Genomic DNA, 19,191 nt, shown 5'->3' on the forward strand with positions numbered 1-19,191 from the left:
CTTCCTAACGGTAGCCTTTGATTTTTTATATATACTCAAGATCTAAATCAATTTTTAAAATTAATCTTCTAGGATTTATTTAACACAAAGATTCAATCTTATATTTTCTTCAATAATCAACTTTGCATAAAAAAAGCGTCACTTAAAAAAAAATAACGCATATTTATATTGTATGTAATTTTTTTAATCCAAATGCATATTGTCGATCAATCTCACACCATCTACCATCACAACAATAAACGCTCTGAAATTTCTGTCTTTATAAAAGAAATCTGTCTCCTTTAAAGTTTCTTCGTCTGCGATAAGGAAATATTCCAACTGCATTCCCTGCTGCTGATCCATAATATCTTGAACTCTTTCTTTAATCTCCGGAATCGTTACAACCCTGAACCAGTCATTCACTTTATTTAAAGTCTCAAAAATTACCTTTGAAGCCTCTCTTCTGTCTTCATGAAGTCTTTGGTTTCTTGAGCTTAATGCTAAACCATTTTCTGCTCTATAAATAGGAACTCCTTTTATTTTTACGTTAAGATGTTTCTTTTCGACCATTTTTTTGATAATAGCCAACTGCTGGAAGTCTTTTTCACCAAAATAAGCGTTGTCTGGTTTTACCTGATTAAAAAGTTCTTCTACAACAGTTCCTACACCGTCAAAATGCCCAGGTCTGGATTTTCCTTCCATTTCATTCTCCAATCCATCATAATCATAATGCTGGCTTACTGCTTTTTCGGGGTAAATATCTTCTACATTTGGAATATAAACCGCGTCCACAAGCCCTGAATTTTTTAAAATTAATATATCTCTGTTGATATCTCTGGGATATTTTGCCAGATCTTCAGGATTATTAAACTGAGTAGGATTTACAAAAATTGAAGAAACAACAAGATCGTTTTCTTTTCTAGCTTCCTCATACAGGGATAAATGGCCATTATGCAGTGCGCCCATTGTAGGGGCGAAGCCTATCCTTTTACCCATTTCTTTCTGTCTTTCAATGAAATCCTGAAGTGTTTTTTTGTTTTTTAGAACTTCCATAGTTTATTTTAATAGCAATTCAAAAATACTAAAAATATCATATAATAAAGTGCGTTTTTAACAATTTGGAAAAGGGAATTATCGTAAAAAAATGTTAATTAAAATAATGTTGGATGTTTTTTTGTAATTTTGCACATTAAAGCATTTTTACAAAAATTAGATAGAAGTTTATGCCGAATCAAAAAATACTGTACATTACTACAGAGATGTATCCATATCAAGAAGACACGAATATGGCTGCAGTGGTAAACAAAATGGCACTTAAGATGCACCAAGAAGGCAATGATGTAAGAGTTTTTATGCCAAGATTTGGACAAATAAGTGAGAGAAAGTTCCAGTTACACGAGGTTATACGCCTTTCTGGGATGAATATTATTATTAACGATCTAGATCAACCCTTAATTATTAAAGTAGCGTCGCTTCCGGGGGAAAGACTGCAGGTTTACTTTATAGATAATGAAGAGTACTTCAAAAGAAAACAATATTATTTTGATGATGAAGGAACTCCTTTCGATGATAACGACGAGAGAGCAATTTTCTTTGCAAGAGGAGTAATTGAGACTATCAAGAAACTAAACTGGGTTCCTGATGTAATTCACCTTAACGGCTGGATGGCTTCTTTCGTTCCAATTTATCTTAAAACGTATTACGAATCCGATACTTATTTCAAAGATGCAAAAATCGTTCTTTCATTATATAATGAAAAAGATGCACCTTTTGATAAAAATATAGCTGATAAACTGAAATTTGATAATATTTCAGGATTAAAAGCGTTAGATAACCCAAGTGTTCAAAGTTTTGTAATTGAAAGTATGAACTATGTAGACGCTGTAGTAAAAGGAGATGAATTTTTAGATGGAGAATTGGATAAAGCATTCAACGAAGCTTCAATTACAAAATCGGAATATCTCGATGTGGATTCTATAAACCAACTTTATTAAAAAACACATTTTAATGACTTATAATATTAAAAAAGCTTTCGCCATCATTTCTTTGGCGATTTTTGGAAGTGTATTGCTTTATAATTGCGAACCCGATCCGGATTCTTTAGGAGAACAATTATTCTTAGACGGAGCTGCACAAGGCAAGGAGGTTTCTTATCCTATTATTGCCTATAATATTGATAATAAAGATAGTATCAGAAGTGATGCTTCTAAATTAGGTCTTGCCACTTTGGGGGCTGTAAAAGATGATCAGTTTGGTAAGCAAAAAGCTTCTTATTATACACAATTAAGATTGCCGGCTTATAACCCTGATTTTGGGACTAATCCATCAGTAGATTCTGTAGTTTTGGTAATCAAGCCTCTTTATGCTTCAGATTCTATTACAACAACTACGAATGAAGATTACGTTTATCCTGACGGAAATGTAGCTGCTAAAAAAGTTGTAAATACTTATCCTGCAGTAAAATACGGAAGAACAAAAGCCCCTAAACTTACAATTAAAGTAAATGAGGTTACTGAATTCTTAAATGGTCCTGCGGATATAGCTTATTCAAACAAAGCTTATAGTATTGGACAAGAAATTGGAACTAAAGATTTTACAGGAACGGTTAATTCTGTAACTATTACTAAAGATTCTGATGCTTCTTCTTTATTTACATCAACTACAGGTTTTAGAATTCCTTTATCTCCAAGTTTCTTTAAAACTAAAATTATTGATAAAAAAGGTCAGCCTGAACTTAGTGATGTGTCAAATTTTATCAGACATTTTAAAGGAATAAAGCTTTCTGTTGACGAAGATGATGCTTATTTAATACAATTTGTTCCTAATGATATGGAGTTGGTGATGTATTATAAGAATGATAAGACTGAAAATGGAAGTACAACAAGACCACAGTCGACTTATACATTTTCTTTAGGTTCTGCGAATGCTCATATCGGAAATTATGTTTATGACAGAGCTGGCACACCTTCTGGAACTGTAGCTTCAGGAAGTGACCTAATAAATGGAGATGCAAAATTATATGCTCAGGGTATGGGAGGAGCTTCAATAGGGGCTAAGCTTTCTAATGATGCAATTGTAAAGCTTAAAAAGTTGTATCAAAATGATAAAGCGGCGATTATTAGTGCTAAGATCAGACTATATACAGATGGTACTAATTGGACAAGTCAATATGCAAAACCTAAAAACTTTACAATTGTTCAAAGAGATAAAGATACTGATGGTAAGCCGACTACAGCATTTACTGCAGACTTACTTAATTTAACTGGATCTAACAATTTTGCAATTTACAGAGCTTATGATTTAGATAAAAACCCAACATATTATGACTTTACAGTGACAAAATCTGTAAAAGATATTGTTGAAGGTAATCTAACTGATGCACAAATTGCAAATAAATATTTTAAAATTGATTTAGGTAGCTTCTTAACCACTACTACAGGTAGCTTGGCAGGATACCAATATACATCAACACCATATACTGTTGATAGGGCTGTCTTCATAGGATCTGAGTCTGCTAATGCAAAGAAAGCTCAGTTAATAATCATTTACGGTACAAAATAAAATTTAAAAACACTTGTTAAAATTATGTGTGGAATAGTAGGATATACAGGCTTTCAAGACGCTTACGAAGTAGTAATTAATGGTCTTAGAAGATTAGAATATAGAGGATATGATAGTGCAGGAATTGTTCTTGAAGATAAAAATAACAAGCTTGAAGTTGAAAAAACAAAAGGTAAGGTAGAAGATCTTGTTAATGTTGCAAGCCATTTAAAAGGAACGGCTACAATAGGAATGGGACACACCCGTTGGGCAACTCACGGTGTTCCAAGTGATAGAAACTCTCACCCGCATTTGTCAAATAATGGTAAGATAGCAATCATTCATAATGGTATCATTGAAAATTATGATACGATTAAAAAAATGCTTTCTGAAAAAGGATTTACATTTAAATCTGAAACAGATACTGAAATATTGGTAAATCTTATTCAGTATTTTATGGATCTTAATGTTGAAATGGATTTTCCAACAGCTGTAAGATATGCTCTTAACGAAGTGTATGGAGCTTATGCAATTACAGTAATGCATGAAGATTATCCCGGAGTATTGGTTGTTGGAAGATTAGGTTCTCCACTAGCAATCGGTATCGGAGATAAAGAATACTTTATTGCTTCTGATGCTTCTCCTTTTGTAGAATTTACAAAAGAAGCGATCTATTTAGAGGAAGGGCACATGGCAACTATTTCACTGGAAAATGGAGTGGATATCAGAACAATCAATGATAATTCTAAAATTGAGCCTGAGATTCAGAAGCTTAAAATGAGTCTGGAGCAGATTGAAAAAGGTGGTTACGAGCACTTTATGCTTAAAGAGATTTTTGAGCAGCCAAAATCTGTACACGACACAATGAGAGGTCGATTGATCGTTGAGGAAGGCGTAATTAAAATGGCCGGAATCTGGGATCATGTTGAAAAATTCAAAAATGCAAACAGAATCATCATTATTGCTTGTGGAACTTCTTGGCATGCAGGTCTTATTGGCGAATATCTGATCGAAGAATATGCGAGAATTCCTGTAGAAGTAGAGTATGCATCAGAATTTAGATACAGAAATCCAATTATTACAGATAAAGATGTAGTGATTGCAATTTCTCAATCTGGAGAGACTGCTGATACAATGGCAGCTTTAAAACTTGCTAAAGAAAAAGGAGCATTTATATATGGTATATGTAATGTGGTAGATTCGTCTATTGCAAGAATTACAGATGCGGGTTCTTATACACATGCAGGACCAGAAATTGGGGTGGCTTCTACAAAAGCGTTTACAGCTCAACTTACCATTCTTAGTTTAATTGCGCTTAAATTAGGTAAACATAATGGTAACCTAGGAAATGCCGAATTTATGAGCTTAATTGCTGAATTGGATGCTATTCCTAAGAAAATAGAAGATGTTCTTAGTGCTACTCATGAATTAACTCAGAATATCGCAAAAGACTTCGTAGATGCTACTAATTTCCTTTATTTAGGAAGAGGATACAATTATCCGGCAGCTCTTGAAGGGGCTTTAAAACTAAAAGAAATCTCTTATATTCATGCTGAAGGATATCCTGCCGCAGAAATGAAGCACGGACCAATTGCATTAATTGACGAAAACATGCCAATTGTTATCATTGCTCCTAAAAAAGGACACTATGATAAAATTGTAAGTAATGTTCAGGAAATTAAGGCTAGAAAAGGAAAAATTATTGCTGTAGTAAATAGAGGAGATACACAGGTTAGCGAAATGGCAGACTATGTTATTGAAATTCCAGAGACTTCAGAATGTTTCTCACCAATTGTTGCATCAGTACCTTTACAGCTTTTAGCTTATTATATCGCTGTATATAGAGGTGCAAATGTAGATCAACCGAGAAACCTTGCGAAATCTGTAACTGTGGAATAAAAAATACTTGTAAATAAAATAAATTTAGATTTCTTTCGTTATTTCAAAAAAAATCTTAAAAGTTTCTTAAAAAAATTATATATTTACGGCTTAATTATAAAAATTAACATGAAAAGGATATTTCTTTTATTATTGTCTGCGTCGGTAGCGTCGGTATCTTGTTCAGGTGGTGGAAGCTCTTCTGTAGGGAAGCCAGGAACAAAAGGAGAATTGATACCAAGAGAAAAAACAAAATCATTTGTTGCGGAAAGACCATTCGGAATGGTGGCAATTCCTGCAGGATCGTTTGTTGCTGGTTTAGCAGACCAGGATCCAACAAATACTCCTGAAAAAGCAGCATTGAAAACTGTGACTGTCTCTTCTTTCTTCATGGACGAAGCTGAAACTACTAATGCAGAATACAGGGTGTTTATCAACTATGTAAGAGATTCGATTGCTAGAACTCTACTTGCTGAAGCTGCAGGAGAAGGTGGTGAAGGTGGTGGTAAAGGTGCAAGCATAGGAGATTATGCATACCTTGCTAAAAAAGAAGAAAACTTAACACCATATCAAGAGTATTTAGAGGGACAAGGAGGTAGAGATGATGGCGGATTTGATGCAAGCAAGAGATTAGACTGGAAAATTCCTTTACATTGGAATACGACCAAATATCCTGATGTAGAATATGCAGAAGTATTAGAATCTTTATATTTACCTGCTTCTTCAAGAATGGGTAGCGAAAGAATCTTAGATGTTAGTAAATTAAAATATAATTATCAGTGGGGAGATATGGATGCTGCACTTGCAGATAATGAGAGAGGTGTAAACTTCCTTAAAAGCGAGAGTATTGCAATCTATCCAGATACTACAGTTTGGGTAAAAGATTTCCACTTTGCTTATAACGAGCCATTATTCGAACAATATTTTTGGCACAAAGCTTACAAAGATTATCCTGTTGTTGGGGTAACTTGGGATCAAGCAAGAGCATATTGTAACTTCAGATCAAAATTAAAATCTGATTACAACGAAAGCTTGAAAAGAAGAAAACAAAGACCATTGCAGTTCCGTCTTCCAACAGAGATCGAATGGGAATATGCTGCAAGAGGAGGAATGCAAAATGCTACTTATCCTTGGGGAGGTCCTTACTTAATGGATGACAGAGGTTGCTACTTGGCAAACTTCAAACCTAAGAGAGGTAACTATATGGAAGACGATAAAAAAGGTACTTATACATATGCCGCTCCAGTAAAGAAATTTAAGAAAAACGGATTTGGATTATTTGATATGGCAGGAAACGTTTCTGAATGGACAGAGTCTGGATATAATAATTCTTCATACGGTTTCTCTTCAACTTTAAATCCTTCAACTAAAGATAAAACTGATACTAAGAAATCTGTAAGAGGTGGTTCTTGGAAAGACGTAGGGTATATGCTTATGACTGGTGCAAGAGATTGGGAAAGAAAAGATTCTGCAAGAAGTTATATCGGATTTAGAACAATCCAGGATATTCCTGAAGCAGCTGTTAAGCCAAGAAGAGTTAACAGATAATAATTATCGGACATTTATTTTTTCAATAACAATTTTATTTAACATTAAAAAAACTAACTTATATGTTTAAGACTAAAGATGCTTGGATGAATTTCTTTTATTCGTTCGGTGCTGCAATTGTAATTCTTGGAGCTTGGCTTAAAATTACTCACATTACATTAGGGCCAATCAATGGTAACATCGCTCTTACCGTGGGGCTTATTACTGAGGCAATTATCTTTATTATTTTCGCTTTTGACCCTCCAAAATCTGAAGAGTCTTATGCTTGGGAAAATGTTTACCCAGAATTATTAGATAAACATGCAAATCCTAACCCAATACATTCAAATATCTCTTCTAAAAATGGAGCTGCTCAATTTGCTGAATTAGAAAATTCTCTTTCTACAAAATTGGACAAGATGCTTGCTGATGCAAAATTAGATGTTCAGTTATTTGATAGATTAAGAACAGGTATTGACAAATTTTCAAACTCTGTAGACCAGATCAATCAAACTGTTGACGTTTCTGCTTCTACTCATAAGTATAATGATCAGTTAAACAAAGCTGCTACACACATGGAAAGCATGAATGCTCTATATGCAATGCAGTTGGAAAACGGTAAAAGACAATCAGAATTTGCTAATAAATATGTTGCAGATATGCAAAAATCTGCTGAGCAATCAGAAAAATTTAATCAGGAATTACAAGGTTTAACATCTAACTTAAATAACTTAAACAGAGTTTATGGTGGTATGTTAACTGCTATGAAGTCTTAATTTCCTAAACCATTTCTAAATTTTAACTACTTAATCAAAAACAACAGAGAATGGCAACAGGAAAACAGACGCCTCGTCAGAAGATGATCAACCTTATGTATTTGGTGTTCATCGCTATGATGGCCCTAAATATTGATGCGGAAATCATCAGATCATTTTATGATTCTACAAAAGCACTTAACGAGACTAGATTTTTAACTGAAAAGAAAAACGAGAAAATTTTCGAAAAAACTTTAGAGGCAAAAGCTCAGCAAGTACCGGATACTTATGCTACACCTTGGGAGCAGTACAAAGTCTTAAAATCTAAAGTAGATGTATTAGTAAATTCAGCAGAAGAGATTAAAAATAATCTTAAAAAGCAATCTGAATTTCACGAAAAAGATCAAGCTGGAAAAGATATTGATGTAAGCGAAAATTTTGCAGCACTTAATAATAATGAGGCTACAATGATATACTTCTTTAAAGACGGAGATGAAAATTCTCCAACAAAAGGAGCAATGGATTTGAAAACCAAAATGGATGATTTAAGAAATTACATTTCTGCAACTTTTGGAAAGAACCCTCAATTAAAGGATTTAGTTGATAGAGCTAATGCATCTATCATTGCAGAATATCCTCAAGGAAAATCTCCAAATGGTAAAACGTGGTTCCAGAATAAATTCTACCATCAGTCGCTTATTGCAGCAATATCAAATCTTGGAATTATCCAGAATGATGCAAGAAACGTACAGTCTGATGCATTAGCATTATTACTTCAGGAAAAAGTAGATGCGAGCATCAAGTTTAATAATTATGAAGCTATTGTTTCTGCGCCTACAGATATTCAGTCTGGTAAAAAAGCAGAAGCGGTTATTATGTTAGGAACTTATTCAAACAGTAATAAAATTAGTATCAGTGGAGTTAGCAGACAAGAAAACGGTAAAGGATATATTCCTTTAAATACTGGAGGTCTTGGTGAGCACAAACTTAATGGATCTATTACTTTAACAGATGCTACAGGAAAAGCTCAAAACTTCCCTTACACGCATACTTATAATGTAATTGCTGGTCCGCAAGAAGTAAAACTTGAAAAAGGATTATTACTTTCTGCTGATAAGATGAATGTAATGTATAGAGGACTTGAGAACCCTGTTTCAGGATCGATCTTAGGTGCCGACAATTCTAAACTTTCATTATCTGCTCCAGGTGCTACGGTAAGAAGTACAGGTCCAGGAAAATGGATTGTTAGTCCTAGCTCAGGAAATACTGTTAAATTGACACTATCAGGTAAAAATCCTAGTGGACAAACAGTTTCTCAGGTGTTTGAATACAGAATTAAAAATGTACCGCCACCACAAGGGCAAATGAGAGGTCAGAACGTATTATCTATGCCTGCAACTTCAGTACCTAACCAGTCTGTTCAGGCAGCAATACCAGATTTCGACTTCCCGGTTTCATTCACTGTTAATCAGTTTATGGTAAAAATACCTGGTAGAGCAGCATTATTGATTAAAGGTAGCAGCTTAGATGACGCAGCTGGATTGGTGAAAAACTTAAGATCAGGAGACGTAGTTTATATATTTGATATTAAAGCAACGGCTACAGGTCTAGGTAATCAGCAGATTAAAAATATATCTCCTATCGTTATCAATATTAATTAAGATTAATAAGTTTAAAATAGTATTATGAAAAAATATATAAGCAGTCTTTTAGTTTTAGTTTCGGGGTTTGCATTTTCCCAAACTATTCTAAACGCTTCTTCTCCTGAGGAGTTTAGACAGATGAGAGCTGAGAATAAACAAAAAGTTGGAGATACTATCGTTGACAAAACAGTGAAGCCCTTGGAATATGGTTTTGTTGATGATAAAGATATCTTGAAAAGTATGTTTGTTTGGGAGATTATTGATATGAACGATAAGATCAATCAGCCGTACTATTATGATAATCCGGATGGATTGTTGGCTACTCAAACAAGATCTTTATATCAGTTATTACTTGATGCAGCTATTTCTGGAAAAATTCAGGAGGTATATGACGACGAGAACTTTGTAACTAAACTTTCTCCTGAAGGAATTCAGAAGAGATTGGAAAGTGTAAGAGTCTCTGATGCAGCTATTGACATTCTTAACTCAGGAAGACAATTGACTGAGCAAGAGAAGAAAGAATATACAGATATCTTTAAAACAACTACAGATAAGGTTAAGGTTCTTAAAATTATGGGTATGTGGTTTATCGATAAAAGAGATGGTCAAATGAAATACAGACCTCTTGGTATCGCAGCAATGGGTCCAGACCCTGCTGTTCAAGGTAGAACAGGACCAGACGGACAGCCTTTGGTTGGTGCTGACGAACTAATCGATTTGTTCTGGGTTTATTATCCTAGTGCAAGAGATGTATTAGCTAATAATTTTGTTTATAACAGAAAGAATTCATCTGCTGACCTTTCTTTCGATGATTTACTGAATGCAAGAAGATTTTCTTCTGTAATCTACAAGTCTTCAAGCGGTTTAGGAGATGGAGTTATTAAAGACTATATTCCTAGAAATGCTGAAGAGCAGATCGAAGAAAGCGACAGAATTAAGGAGCAAATTCTTCAAATGGAAAATGATATGTGGAATTACTAAATTTCACTTGATATTTATAGAAAACCTGAGTACTTTTACTCAGGTTTTTTTATTATGGAAAATGTAGATTATATAATTGTAGGGGATGGATATGCGGGGTTGTTTTTCGCTCATCAGTTAATTAAGAATAACAAGTCTTTTATACTGTTTTCGGAAGGAAAGAAGAGTGCTTCTCAGGTTTCTGCAGGGATTATTAATCCTGTAGTCCTAAAGAAATTCACAACATTCTGGAAAGCTCAGGAGCAAATAGACTTTCTTAAGCATTCTCTTAAGGAAATTGAAACCTACACAAGTCAAAATTATTTGATAGAGGCTCCTATTCACAGGATTTTCCATGATGAAAACGAACAGAATCTTTGGCTTAAAAAATCTGGAAATGAAGATTTACAAAATTTTTTAGATAAAAAATTTGATCATTTAAATATAGTAAAAAACGATTTTCTCAAAGGAAAGGTGAATCAATCTGCCAGACTTGACGTGAATGGATTTTTTAATGGTTTATTTAGTTTTTTAGAAAATGAAGCTAAATTAATTAAAGAAAAATTCGATTACTCTAAAATTGATGAGAATAGTTCTACCTACAAAAATTTTAAATTTAAAAATATACTTTTCTGTGAAGGAATGGGGGTGAAGGACAATCCATTTTTTTCTGATATTGCTGTAATTCCAAATAAAGGACATCATATTAAAGTAAAGCTTTCTACCCCGATTCCTGAAAATATTACGATCAAAAAGAAACATTTTTTGTTTCCAACTTACAATGGATTGTATTTTTATGGCGGAACTTATGACAGGGAACAACTTCATCATCATATAGATGATTCTGCAGTTGAGCAATTGGTGAAAGGATTATCGGAATTTTATCCTTATGATTTTGAAGTTTCTGAAGTAAATTTCGGTTTCAGACCCACCGTGAAGGATAGAAGGCCTATTATAGGTCGCCACTATCAAAATAAAAACTTATACGTTTTTAATGGTCTTGGAGCACGCGGAATTTTGAATGGTTGTTACTTTTCGAAGAGTTTATATGATTTTATTGAAAATGATGTTCCTTTGGATGAAGAAGTGTCTTTGGATAGGTTTAAATAATGTGTCATTCACAATACAAAAAGGCCAAAGATTTACAATAAATCCTTGACCTTCATTAAAATATTAATTAAAAATTGATGTTTAGTACTTAAAAATCATCATCAACAGCAAATATTTTCTTCCATTTGGTGATGGTATTTCTGCTCATTTTCAGGTCTCTTGCCAGCTCTGAATTATTCATTTTGTTTTTCTTCTGAAACTGCAAAATTTCAATCACAGCTCCCTTATCATAAGATCTATGAGATTGATTGAATATTTGCGTTTCCTTATCCTCTGTTCCGAATATTTTTTCATTAAGACTCAATATATCTAAACTGGATAATTCTTTTTTATTCAGAAGGTTTTTGCATTCCTGTTCTTTATCAGGATATTTCATCTGTATCATATCCTTGAAGATCTTTTTGTAATCCGGAGAGGTTGAGTTTTCATCATTAAGATTAGATATCATAGGCGTAGAATTTTTAATCATTATTGATTGTTTTATATTTGGCAATCCACTTATAAAGGGTCGTTTTTGGGATTTTATATTCTTTTATAACCTGAGTCTTTGTTTTCTTTTTAGTTTCAATAATTTCTATGATGAAATCAATGATCTCTTTGGTGTAAATATTTTTCCTAAACTGAGGTAAGCTGGTTTTGTGTACTTTTGAGTGATTAGATTGAGAGGATTGTGGTGAATAAAGTATCAAATGCTGAGAATATATTCTGAAAAAATCATACTCAAGCAGTTTGCTCCATTTTAATAGATGGGCAGAATCTAAAGATTCACTCGTGTACATTGTATCGATCTGTTGTTCACTGCAGTTGAAAAAGTTACAGATCCTGGTAATACTGATATCACATTCGGTAACTCTTTTTTGGATAAGCGATCCTATGTGTATGTCTTTTAAATTATGCATAGAGGGAGTATGTATAAAAATGTTTTTGAATATAGTAGAATGATATTCTTAAACACTGATCATCATTGTGTTTGAAAATACATAGCAAATTTATTACACATTAATGAAAAATGTACTACTACAATTTTACTTCAATGGTTTATATTATTGAAAACCATTGTTTTGTGTGTTTTTTTTGAGATGAAATGTAGTAGTTTTTTTTCATTGTGTAATAATGAGATTTTGTATTATTTAAAAATTAGCTCTGCAGAAATATGCAAAGCGAATAAAAGAATACCCTAAAAACTGAGTAAATAAAATGTATTATTGTTAATAGGCACTTCCTACACAAAATTCAAAAACAGCTCCATTAATATTATTTCTAAAATCAATTGCTATTTCATCAGACCATACTACTCCGAGGTTGAAAATAATGGTTCCATAACGATATGCAGAAGTAGAAGAAACACTCCAATTACTTGTACAACCTGATAATATTGGAGTAGTGGTTGGATATACTCGTTGTCCGTTCTTATGTGGGTGGTGGTAAACAATATCATTACCACGATTATTATCAAAACCGGCTGCTTTAATTCTGAAATTAGCAAGTTCTCTGTTGAATTTAAATCTAACAAGTCCATTTGAGTAGCTTCCGTAGACAGAATTTAAAGGATGGGGCAGGTAAATCACACAAGGTTGGACTATTGCTTACATTACTCATCGTATTAGTAGTTAACGATGCGGTAACATATGTTGAACCTATATAGCCACTTGCTGCTGCTCCATTGTATGTGAATGGAAGTGTCCATGAGCATGAAGTAGTATTAGGAAATGGAGGCTCTGCAGCCAGTCTAGCAGTCAAGCCTGTTACTCCTGTATAATATACTGTTACTGCGGGATGGTATTCTCAAGTTTAACGAAGATAAAAATTTTATATATAACATTAAGATTTAAAGTCAACAAAAAATCGCCCTATAGCTAGGACGATTTGATAATTTTTTTTGCAAATGTGTTTTAATTTCTTGAAAAAAAGGAAGCAAATAAGTTGATCTTAAAAGGGATGATTTTTTAAATATCAATATATTTGCAGTCCTTTATAATTTACTTACGTTGAAAAAACTTCACAAACACTAAAATTTAGTAAGTAAATCTTAATAAATCGGATCATATAATATCTTAAAAATAAGAGCGGTTTTTCTTACCATCCAAAAGATTTTAAAAAAGGTAGTGAGCTTACCTTGGCTCACCCACTACCAAACCCTTATTATAAATAAACTTTGTTGTTCTTTAAAAAAGAGGAAGCAAACACTAAATATAAAATGGGATGAATCTTTATATTAAATATTTGCATTCCTACTTCCACTTCACTCTAATTAATTTTTTGTGTAAACTATTAATAATTAAAAGTAAAAATTTAAATAACCTTATTATGTCTTATTAATCTACATTCTATTAGTTAAAATAGTGAGTGTTTGTTTGAGGCTACACTCACTATTTAAATTTTTTCATCTTATGAACAAGTTGTGTTTTTATTACTAACTCGAATGTGATGCAAATGTATAATCAATTTTAGATAAATATATTACTGCAAATCTACTATTAGTATTTAATTTGTTGATTTTTAGTTATTTAAATTTTATATGTAGTAGCTTTGACGTAATACTGAAAATTGATTTTGAGGAGTTATTACTCAAAAAGTCACAAAAAAAACCTTTAAAATATTTCATTTAAAGGCTTAAAAATTATTTTTCAACAAAGAAATTAAAGTTCCATCATCCATTTATTAAGATCTACATCTGAACTAAGGTCTAATTTTTTTCTAAGTCTGTATTTTCTTGATTCAATAGTACGGATTGAAATATTTTTGTATTGAGCAATAGTTTTAGTAGAAAGGTTTAACCTTAAAAAAGCAGAAAACCTTATATCATTTGCCGAAAGATTAGGATATCTTGTGGTTAATTTTTCATAAAATTCCGGATATACTTCTTTGAAGCGAGTCAGGAAAAAGGGATCATTCGTCATGGCGAGTTTAGACAATTCTTCAAAAGCTTCGTTGAGTTTGCTTTTTAGTTCATCTGTTTCGTGCATGGTTTCGATAATTATTTCTTCAGCTTGTTTTTGTTTTTTTAGATATCTCTTTGTAAGTATGACAACGATAATTACTGATGCTGCTATTACTCCTGCTATCAATATAAAATACTTTAATCTTTCGTCCTTTTCCTTTTCGCTTTCAGCATGTATTATCTTGTCTACAGGTATTCTCAGAGCTTCTCTTTCGGCCTCGCTAATGCTGTCTTTTATATCAGAATATTTTTGAAGATATTCATTTTTTTTCTCTTCATTATCAAGCGATTTATAAGTTTCTGAAATTATTTTATAAGCATTTTTAATGTCGCTTTTTCTTGATATCCGTTCAGAAATAGCCAGAGATTTAAGATAATAGTCTAAAGCCTTCTCATAATCTTTTCTTTCTGTATGCAGTTTTCCAAAGGCGAGCAGTGTCATAGATTTTTGATAAAAACTAAAATCACCATTTATTTGGCTGGCTTTATTAAGATAATATTCTGCAGAATCTATTTTTTTATTTTTTATAAAATTTTCCGCCATATAAACATAGGTAAGCGGCTGAACGGCTATTTTTGACCGTTTTTTAAGGGTTAAATTAATAGAGTCTGTCGCACGAAGCTCTTCAAAATTTGCTATTTTCCAGGTATAATAAAAATATAAAAGTTTTTCTTTTTCCTTTCTGTCTGAGATTTGTTTTGCAAAATAAATTGAGGTGTCAAGACTGGTATTGGACTGATCCAGAAGCCCCAGAGAAGCATAGTTTCTGGCATATTCTCCATACATTCTTGCACACAGTGTAGGATTTTTTATTTTTCTTAATTCTGTTTCTGCGTTCTCCAAATACTTCAGACTTTCTTTATATCTGTGAAGATTCCAGAACAAACCGCCAATATTAATATAAGCTGCGATTACGCCATCTTTATTTTTTTGCTTTTCATAGTTTTTTATAGCATTAATATTAAGTTCTATGCTCTTCTTAATATTGCCTTCTGTTCTGTATTTTTCAGAGAGGCTGTCGAGATCTTTTATAGAATATATTTGTGCATTATAATTCCCTATAATTAATAAAATGAAAACATATAATGTTTTTTTTAAATTAAATTTTAAAAACATGACTTGTGGTTTTGTAATACAAAAGTAGTTTTTATAGTATATTATTGTATGATTTACAGATATAATTTATTATTATTTATTTGTTCTTAATATAAATTGAATTGTTTTTATCTGATTTTAAGGCTCCTTTTTTAATTTTCAATAAAAAAAGGAATGCGAATCACTTAAAATTGAAGATCAAAATTGAGTGTTCACATTCCTTACAAACTTTATTTAAAAAACTTATGAGACAATTTTATTTATTTTGTATACAATTATTCATCTTTCAAAAAAAATAGAATGCAGGTTCTCAAACCTAATCATAGATCATGAATAAGATCCCTGCAATTTCTATTTCTACTTTACTTATTACTACGAAGATGTTTTTTTTCTAATTAAAAATAGGGCGCAAATCAAAAATGTAAAGAGGGATGAATTTTTACATTGATAAATATTTGCGCTTCCTATCTCCACTTAATAATTATATTTTGTATGATTAATAAAAATTTAATAAATGGCATTTACATTCAGTAAGGCATCATTAAGGCAAAAAAATAGAATGCTGATTTATCTAAAGATCTTTCGATCAGTAAAACACTAATAATAAAACACAAATAAAAATCAATACATTCTATATCTGGTCTTTATGACATATACTAAATTGTGTTTTTTAATGATTTTTAATTATTGCTAAGCCTCAAAAGAATGCAAATGCCTGTTTGAAAAATGTTTTTTCCACTTTGTAACTGTATTTCTACTAAGCTTGAAATGATTGGCTAGTTGAGTGTTGTTTAAATTGTTTTTTTCTTGATAATCAAGTATTTCCATGATAGTTGTCTCGTCATAAGAACGATGCATCTGATTAAAAATAAGCGTTTCCTTATCCTTAATTCCGAAAATAATATTGTTAAGTTTAATTACGTCAAGCATAGAAAGATCTGCTTTTTTTAATATGGTTTTGCATTGATCTTCTTTGTGAGGATGCTTCCTTGCTATAATATCATTATAGATTCTTTTATAGTTTGGTGTTACTCTTTCCATTTTGTGTTATTTTTAGTAATTTAGATGGTATTTTTATTTTTTTTCTCCAATTCGTGGTTTCTGTATTTTACGGTCCATCTGTGAAGAGTTGTTTTTGGAATGCCGTATTGATCTATTATTTCATTCATATTTTTTTCTCCGGACTGTATAAGTTCTACCAGAAAATCTATTACCTCTTTAGTATAAATATTTTTTCTAAACTGTGGCAGCTCGCTGGGTTTTTCTCTGTCTGCACTGTATGCGTTACTTGGAGGAGAAAAAAGAATAAGATGCTGTGAGTATATTCTAAAAAAATCATATTCTAATAACTTGCTCCATTTGAGTATAATATGTGCTTCTAAACTTTTAGACTCATACATTTCTTCAATTTCTTCTTCTGTACAGTTGAAAAAATTGCAAACTCTGGAAATATCCATTTCTGATTCAGTAACTTTCTGTCTAATTAAGTTCCCTACATTGATATTTTTAAAAGACTTCATAACATTTTATTTAGAGTTAAAAAACTGTTTTTGTTCCTGTGAAACTTCTAAACAAATCTATGCGGTAAGCATTTAAAATGGCAATAAAATGTTGTTAATTGATGTTAATCGTAGCCTTATAATTCGATGTAAAGTGTTAATAGTTGTTTATGTAATTATTTTATTTTCAATATATTATGTTTTTGTTTGTGTTAATCTTAAAGTATTTTGAGATTTTATCTCGTTGATACAGAATTTTTAAAATTTGGTTACTTTTTATTTTATTTAATGCTGATAATCTATGTCAATAAAATAATAAATGTAATCTAATACTTGATAAGAGAATTGTGTTGGGAAACATTGTTTTTTACTATAAAAAATTGTTTTCTAAGTGTTTTATTAATTGATTTATAGTATTTAATTTCTCCATTTCTTATTTAGTGATTTTTGTTGAACTAAGTGATTTTTGACAGCTTTTTTTTTCTAATTTAGAGCATGTATCGGATCATAATATTATCATTAATATCATTTTTAATCATCTATTCTTGTCATTCACAGAGTGATAATGACTATTTTTATAAACTTGATAAAGAATATACAGAAACTCACGATAATCGTGGGAAAATTTACAGTATATATCTTAGAGAAACTGAAAAATATAAAAAAACTCAGGATCTTAAATATCTTATTAGCAGTAAGTATATAGATATGTTTCTGCATTCTGACAATACATCAAAAAAAGTATCGTTGATCTATGAGTTATTAAGAATCAATAATAACGAATATGATTACATCACAACAGCCTGTAACTTTTATTTGGCTTTAGAGCTTGAGAATACATCCCCAAAATTATGTCTCCAGTTTTTGAATCAGGCACTAAAAATTGAAGAAGAGTGTGAGAATAAGACTTTTCTGCCTCATATGTATCACATAAAGGGAAGGTGGTATTTTAAACATAAAAATTATTCCCTGGCTAAACTGTATTTCGGGAAAGCTTTAGATAACTTTAACAAAAAAGATACTTTATATGTTGCATCAATGTATAATAATTTTGCATTATGTGATTATCAAACTGGGAAAACAGACTCAAGTATTAAGTTGACATTATACGGAATTCGATTACTTCAAAAAAAAGTTTTTCTTAATGAAAATGAGTTGTATTTTATCAATATAATAAAGGGTAATCTTGGATCATATTATCTGGATAAAAAAGATTATAAAAATGCTGTAAGATATTATAATGAACAGGTGGATTTTCAAATGGCGAAAGCCGGTAGAAATCCCTATATTATTATCCGGAATGCGAGAGAGTTGTTTCAATTGTATAAAATTACCAAACAGACACTTCGTAGCCAAGAGCTTGTTGCAAAAATTATTTCAATTTTACCGAATTTAAAAAATACAAGAGACCGTATTTCGGCATGTTCTCTATTACAGGAGTATTATGCTGATAATAATGATTTGGAGAAACTTAAATTATATTCTAAAAAGCTGGAAGAGCTGAACAATGTGTTTAATCAGGAATCAGTTAGAGATCTAGATAACGTTTCGGATATACTTAACGGCTACATTATAAAAAATATCAATCAGGAGTATGATTACAAAATTGCAAATCAAAAGAAAAAAAATATTTTGCTTATTATTTTGGTGCTTGTCATGCTTGTGATTTTTGTAAGGGCAATTTTAAATATCAGAAAGAAAAATAAGTTAGAAAGAGAGCTGCTGGAAAGTCAGAATAACATACTGGAAAATAATAAAGAAGATCTTGAAAAAGATATACAGCTTCATAAAGGGAAAATCAAGAACCTACACCTCAACCTTAATCTAAAGATAGAAACGGAAAAAGCATTCCTGGAAAATCTGAAAAAAATGAAAAGGTCTAAAAATATAGATGCTGAAGGAGCTGTAAAAGATCTTTTTCTCAGAACCAGTAATCTGCTTCAGATCGATCAGAAAAACCATGATTTTATCGGAGAAAGCTCAGAAGAGACAAGGAGATTTATGCATTCTATCTCTGAGAAATTTCCTTTTTTAACGGCACATGAATTAAAGTTGTGTGTCTATTTCAGATTAAATTTATCGTCAAAAGAAGTTTCTTTACTCGAAAATATTACGCCGGGAAGCGTGAGAGTTTATAAAACCAAAATTAAATATAAAATAGGGCTGGATAAAGAAACAGACTTAAATGTTTTTTTAAATTCAATAAAATAAAAATACTTAAAACTCATAAATTGCACGAAAATTCTTATCTTCAAAAGAGAAT

The 19,191-nt window shown here is 31.6% G+C and carries 16 protein-coding genes; 9 read left to right on the plus strand and 7 right to left on the minus strand.

Going from position 1 to position 19,191, the window contains the following annotated elements; genetic code table 11:
• Positions 1 to 183: 183 nt before the first annotated feature.
• Positions 184 to 1,032, minus strand: a complete 849-nt coding sequence (gene panC, locus EG348_RS11105) for a pantoate--beta-alanine ligase (protein ID WP_123983183.1) — start codon at positions 1,030 to 1,032, stop codon at positions 184 to 186.
• Between the two features lie 170 nt (positions 1,033 to 1,202).
• Between panC and EG348_RS11110 the strand changes: the two genes are divergently transcribed.
• From EG348_RS11110 to EG348_RS11145, 8 genes are all read left to right on the plus strand, one after another.
• Entirely contained in the window at positions 1,203 to 1,973 is a 771-nt protein-coding gene (locus tag EG348_RS11110) for a glycogen/starch synthase (RefSeq protein WP_123983184.1), read from the plus strand.
• Positions 1,974 to 1,986: 13 nt separating this feature from the next.
• Entirely contained in the window at positions 1,987 to 3,540 is a 1,554-nt protein-coding gene (locus EG348_RS11115) for a DUF4270 family protein (protein WP_123983185.1), read from the plus strand.
• Between the two features lie 24 nt (positions 3,541 to 3,564).
• On the plus strand, positions 3,565 to 5,418 hold the full coding sequence (glmS, locus tag EG348_RS11120) for a glutamine--fructose-6-phosphate transaminase (isomerizing) (protein ID WP_123983186.1): 1,854 nt from the start codon (positions 3,565 to 3,567) through the stop codon (positions 5,416 to 5,418).
• Between the two features lie 108 nt (positions 5,419 to 5,526).
• Complete coding sequence (gldK, locus tag EG348_RS11125; RefSeq protein WP_123983187.1) at positions 5,527 to 6,945, plus strand: gliding motility lipoprotein GldK; 1,419 nt, start codon at positions 5,527 to 5,529, stop codon at positions 6,943 to 6,945.
• A gap of 62 nt (positions 6,946 to 7,007) precedes the next feature.
• Positions 7,008 to 7,700, plus strand: a complete 693-nt coding sequence (gene gldL / locus EG348_RS11130; RefSeq protein WP_123983188.1) for a gliding motility protein GldL — start codon at positions 7,008 to 7,010, stop codon at positions 7,698 to 7,700.
• 50 nt (positions 7,701 to 7,750) lie between these two features.
• Positions 7,751 to 9,340: a GldM family protein gene (locus EG348_RS11135; RefSeq protein ID WP_123983189.1), complete on the plus strand. Its 1,590-nt coding sequence runs from the start codon at positions 7,751 to 7,753 to the stop codon at positions 9,338 to 9,340.
• Positions 9,341 to 9,364: 24 nt separating this feature from the next.
• Entirely contained in the window at positions 9,365 to 10,303 is a 939-nt protein-coding gene (gene gldN, locus EG348_RS11140; RefSeq protein WP_123983190.1) for a gliding motility protein GldN, read from the plus strand.
• A 54-nt stretch (positions 10,304 to 10,357) separates the two neighbouring features.
• Positions 10,358 to 11,392 carry an NAD(P)/FAD-dependent oxidoreductase gene (locus tag EG348_RS11145; RefSeq protein ID WP_123983191.1) on the plus strand — a complete coding sequence of 345 codons (1,035 nt, stop codon included), beginning with the start codon at positions 10,358 to 10,360 and terminating at the stop codon, positions 11,390 to 11,392.
• Positions 11,393 to 11,480: 88 nt separating this feature from the next.
• On the opposite strand, the gene EG348_RS11150 is transcribed toward EG348_RS11145, so the two are convergent.
• The 6 genes from EG348_RS11150 to EG348_RS11175 all read right to left on the minus strand — a co-directional run bounded on the left by EG348_RS11150 (position 11,481) and on the right by EG348_RS11175 (position 16,949).
• Positions 11,481 to 11,840, minus strand: coding sequence for a helix-turn-helix domain-containing protein (locus tag EG348_RS11150; RefSeq protein WP_123983192.1), 360 nt, complete (start codon positions 11,838 to 11,840; stop codon positions 11,481 to 11,483).
• Between the two features lie 13 nt (positions 11,841 to 11,853).
• Positions 11,854 to 12,291, minus strand: coding sequence for a transposase (locus tag EG348_RS11155; protein WP_123983193.1), 438 nt, complete (start codon positions 12,289 to 12,291; stop codon positions 11,854 to 11,856).
• Between the two features lie 309 nt (positions 12,292 to 12,600).
• Positions 12,601 to 12,960 carry a hypothetical protein gene (locus EG348_RS11160; RefSeq protein WP_123983194.1) on the minus strand — a complete coding sequence of 120 codons (360 nt, stop codon included), beginning with the start codon at positions 12,958 to 12,960 and terminating at the stop codon, positions 12,601 to 12,603.
• 1,071 nt (positions 12,961 to 14,031) lie between these two features.
• The gene (locus tag EG348_RS11165) at positions 14,032 to 15,450 is read right to left on the minus strand and encodes a tetratricopeptide repeat protein (protein ID WP_123983195.1); all 1,419 of its coding nucleotides are present in this window, start codon (positions 15,448 to 15,450) and stop codon (positions 14,032 to 14,034) included.
• Positions 15,451 to 16,119: 669 nt separating this feature from the next.
• Positions 16,120 to 16,470 carry a helix-turn-helix domain-containing protein gene (locus tag EG348_RS11170; protein WP_123983196.1) on the minus strand — a complete coding sequence of 117 codons (351 nt, stop codon included), beginning with the start codon at positions 16,468 to 16,470 and terminating at the stop codon, positions 16,120 to 16,122.
• A 20-nt stretch (positions 16,471 to 16,490) separates the two neighbouring features.
• Entirely contained in the window at positions 16,491 to 16,949 is a 459-nt protein-coding gene (locus EG348_RS11175) for a transposase (protein WP_123983197.1), read from the minus strand.
• Between the two features lie 474 nt (positions 16,950 to 17,423).
• On the opposite strand from EG348_RS11175, the gene EG348_RS11180 reads away from it, so the two are divergent.
• Positions 17,424 to 19,139 (plus strand): helix-turn-helix transcriptional regulator, encoded by a 1,716-nt coding sequence (locus EG348_RS11180; RefSeq protein WP_123983198.1) that lies wholly within the window; start codon positions 17,424 to 17,426, stop codon positions 19,137 to 19,139.
• The last annotated feature ends 52 nt before the right edge of the window (positions 19,140 to 19,191 follow it).

The sequence above is a fragment of the Chryseobacterium sp. G0201 genome (genome assembly GCF_003815655.1).
GTDB lineage: Bacteria > Bacteroidota > Bacteroidia > Flavobacteriales > Weeksellaceae > Chryseobacterium.

Coding starts and splice junctions, on each gene's coding strand:
- panC (WP_123983183.1), bottom strand. CDS start 1,032: ATGGAAGTTCTAAAAAACAAAAAAACACTTCAGGATTTCATTGAAAGA.
- EG348_RS11110 (WP_123983184.1), top strand. CDS start 1,203: ATGCCGAATCAAAAAATACTGTACATTACTACAGAGATGTATCCATAT.
- EG348_RS11115 (WP_123983185.1), top strand. CDS start 1,987: ATGACTTATAATATTAAAAAAGCTTTCGCCATCATTTCTTTGGCGATT.
- glmS (WP_123983186.1), top strand. CDS start 3,565: ATGTGTGGAATAGTAGGATATACAGGCTTTCAAGACGCTTACGAAGTA.
- gldK (WP_123983187.1), top strand. CDS start 5,527: ATGAAAAGGATATTTCTTTTATTATTGTCTGCGTCGGTAGCGTCGGTA.
- gldL (WP_123983188.1), top strand. CDS start 7,008: ATGTTTAAGACTAAAGATGCTTGGATGAATTTCTTTTATTCGTTCGGT.
- EG348_RS11135 (WP_123983189.1), top strand. CDS start 7,751: ATGGCAACAGGAAAACAGACGCCTCGTCAGAAGATGATCAACCTTATG.
- gldN (WP_123983190.1), top strand. CDS start 9,365: ATGAAAAAATATATAAGCAGTCTTTTAGTTTTAGTTTCGGGGTTTGCA.
- EG348_RS11145 (WP_123983191.1), top strand. CDS start 10,358: ATGGAAAATGTAGATTATATAATTGTAGGGGATGGATATGCGGGGTTG.
- EG348_RS11150 (WP_123983192.1), bottom strand. CDS start 11,840: ATGATATCTAATCTTAATGATGAAAACTCAACCTCTCCGGATTACAAA.
- EG348_RS11155 (WP_123983193.1), bottom strand. CDS start 12,291: ATGCATAATTTAAAAGACATACACATAGGATCGCTTATCCAAAAAAGA.
- EG348_RS11165 (WP_123983195.1), bottom strand. CDS start 15,450: ATGTTTTTAAAATTTAATTTAAAAAAAACATTATATGTTTTCATTTTA.
- EG348_RS11170 (WP_123983196.1), bottom strand. CDS start 16,470: ATGGAAAGAGTAACACCAAACTATAAAAGAATCTATAATGATATTATA.
- EG348_RS11175 (WP_123983197.1), bottom strand. CDS start 16,949: ATGAAGTCTTTTAAAAATATCAATGTAGGGAACTTAATTAGACAGAAA.
- EG348_RS11180 (WP_123983198.1), top strand. CDS start 17,424: ATGTATCGGATCATAATATTATCATTAATATCATTTTTAATCATCTAT.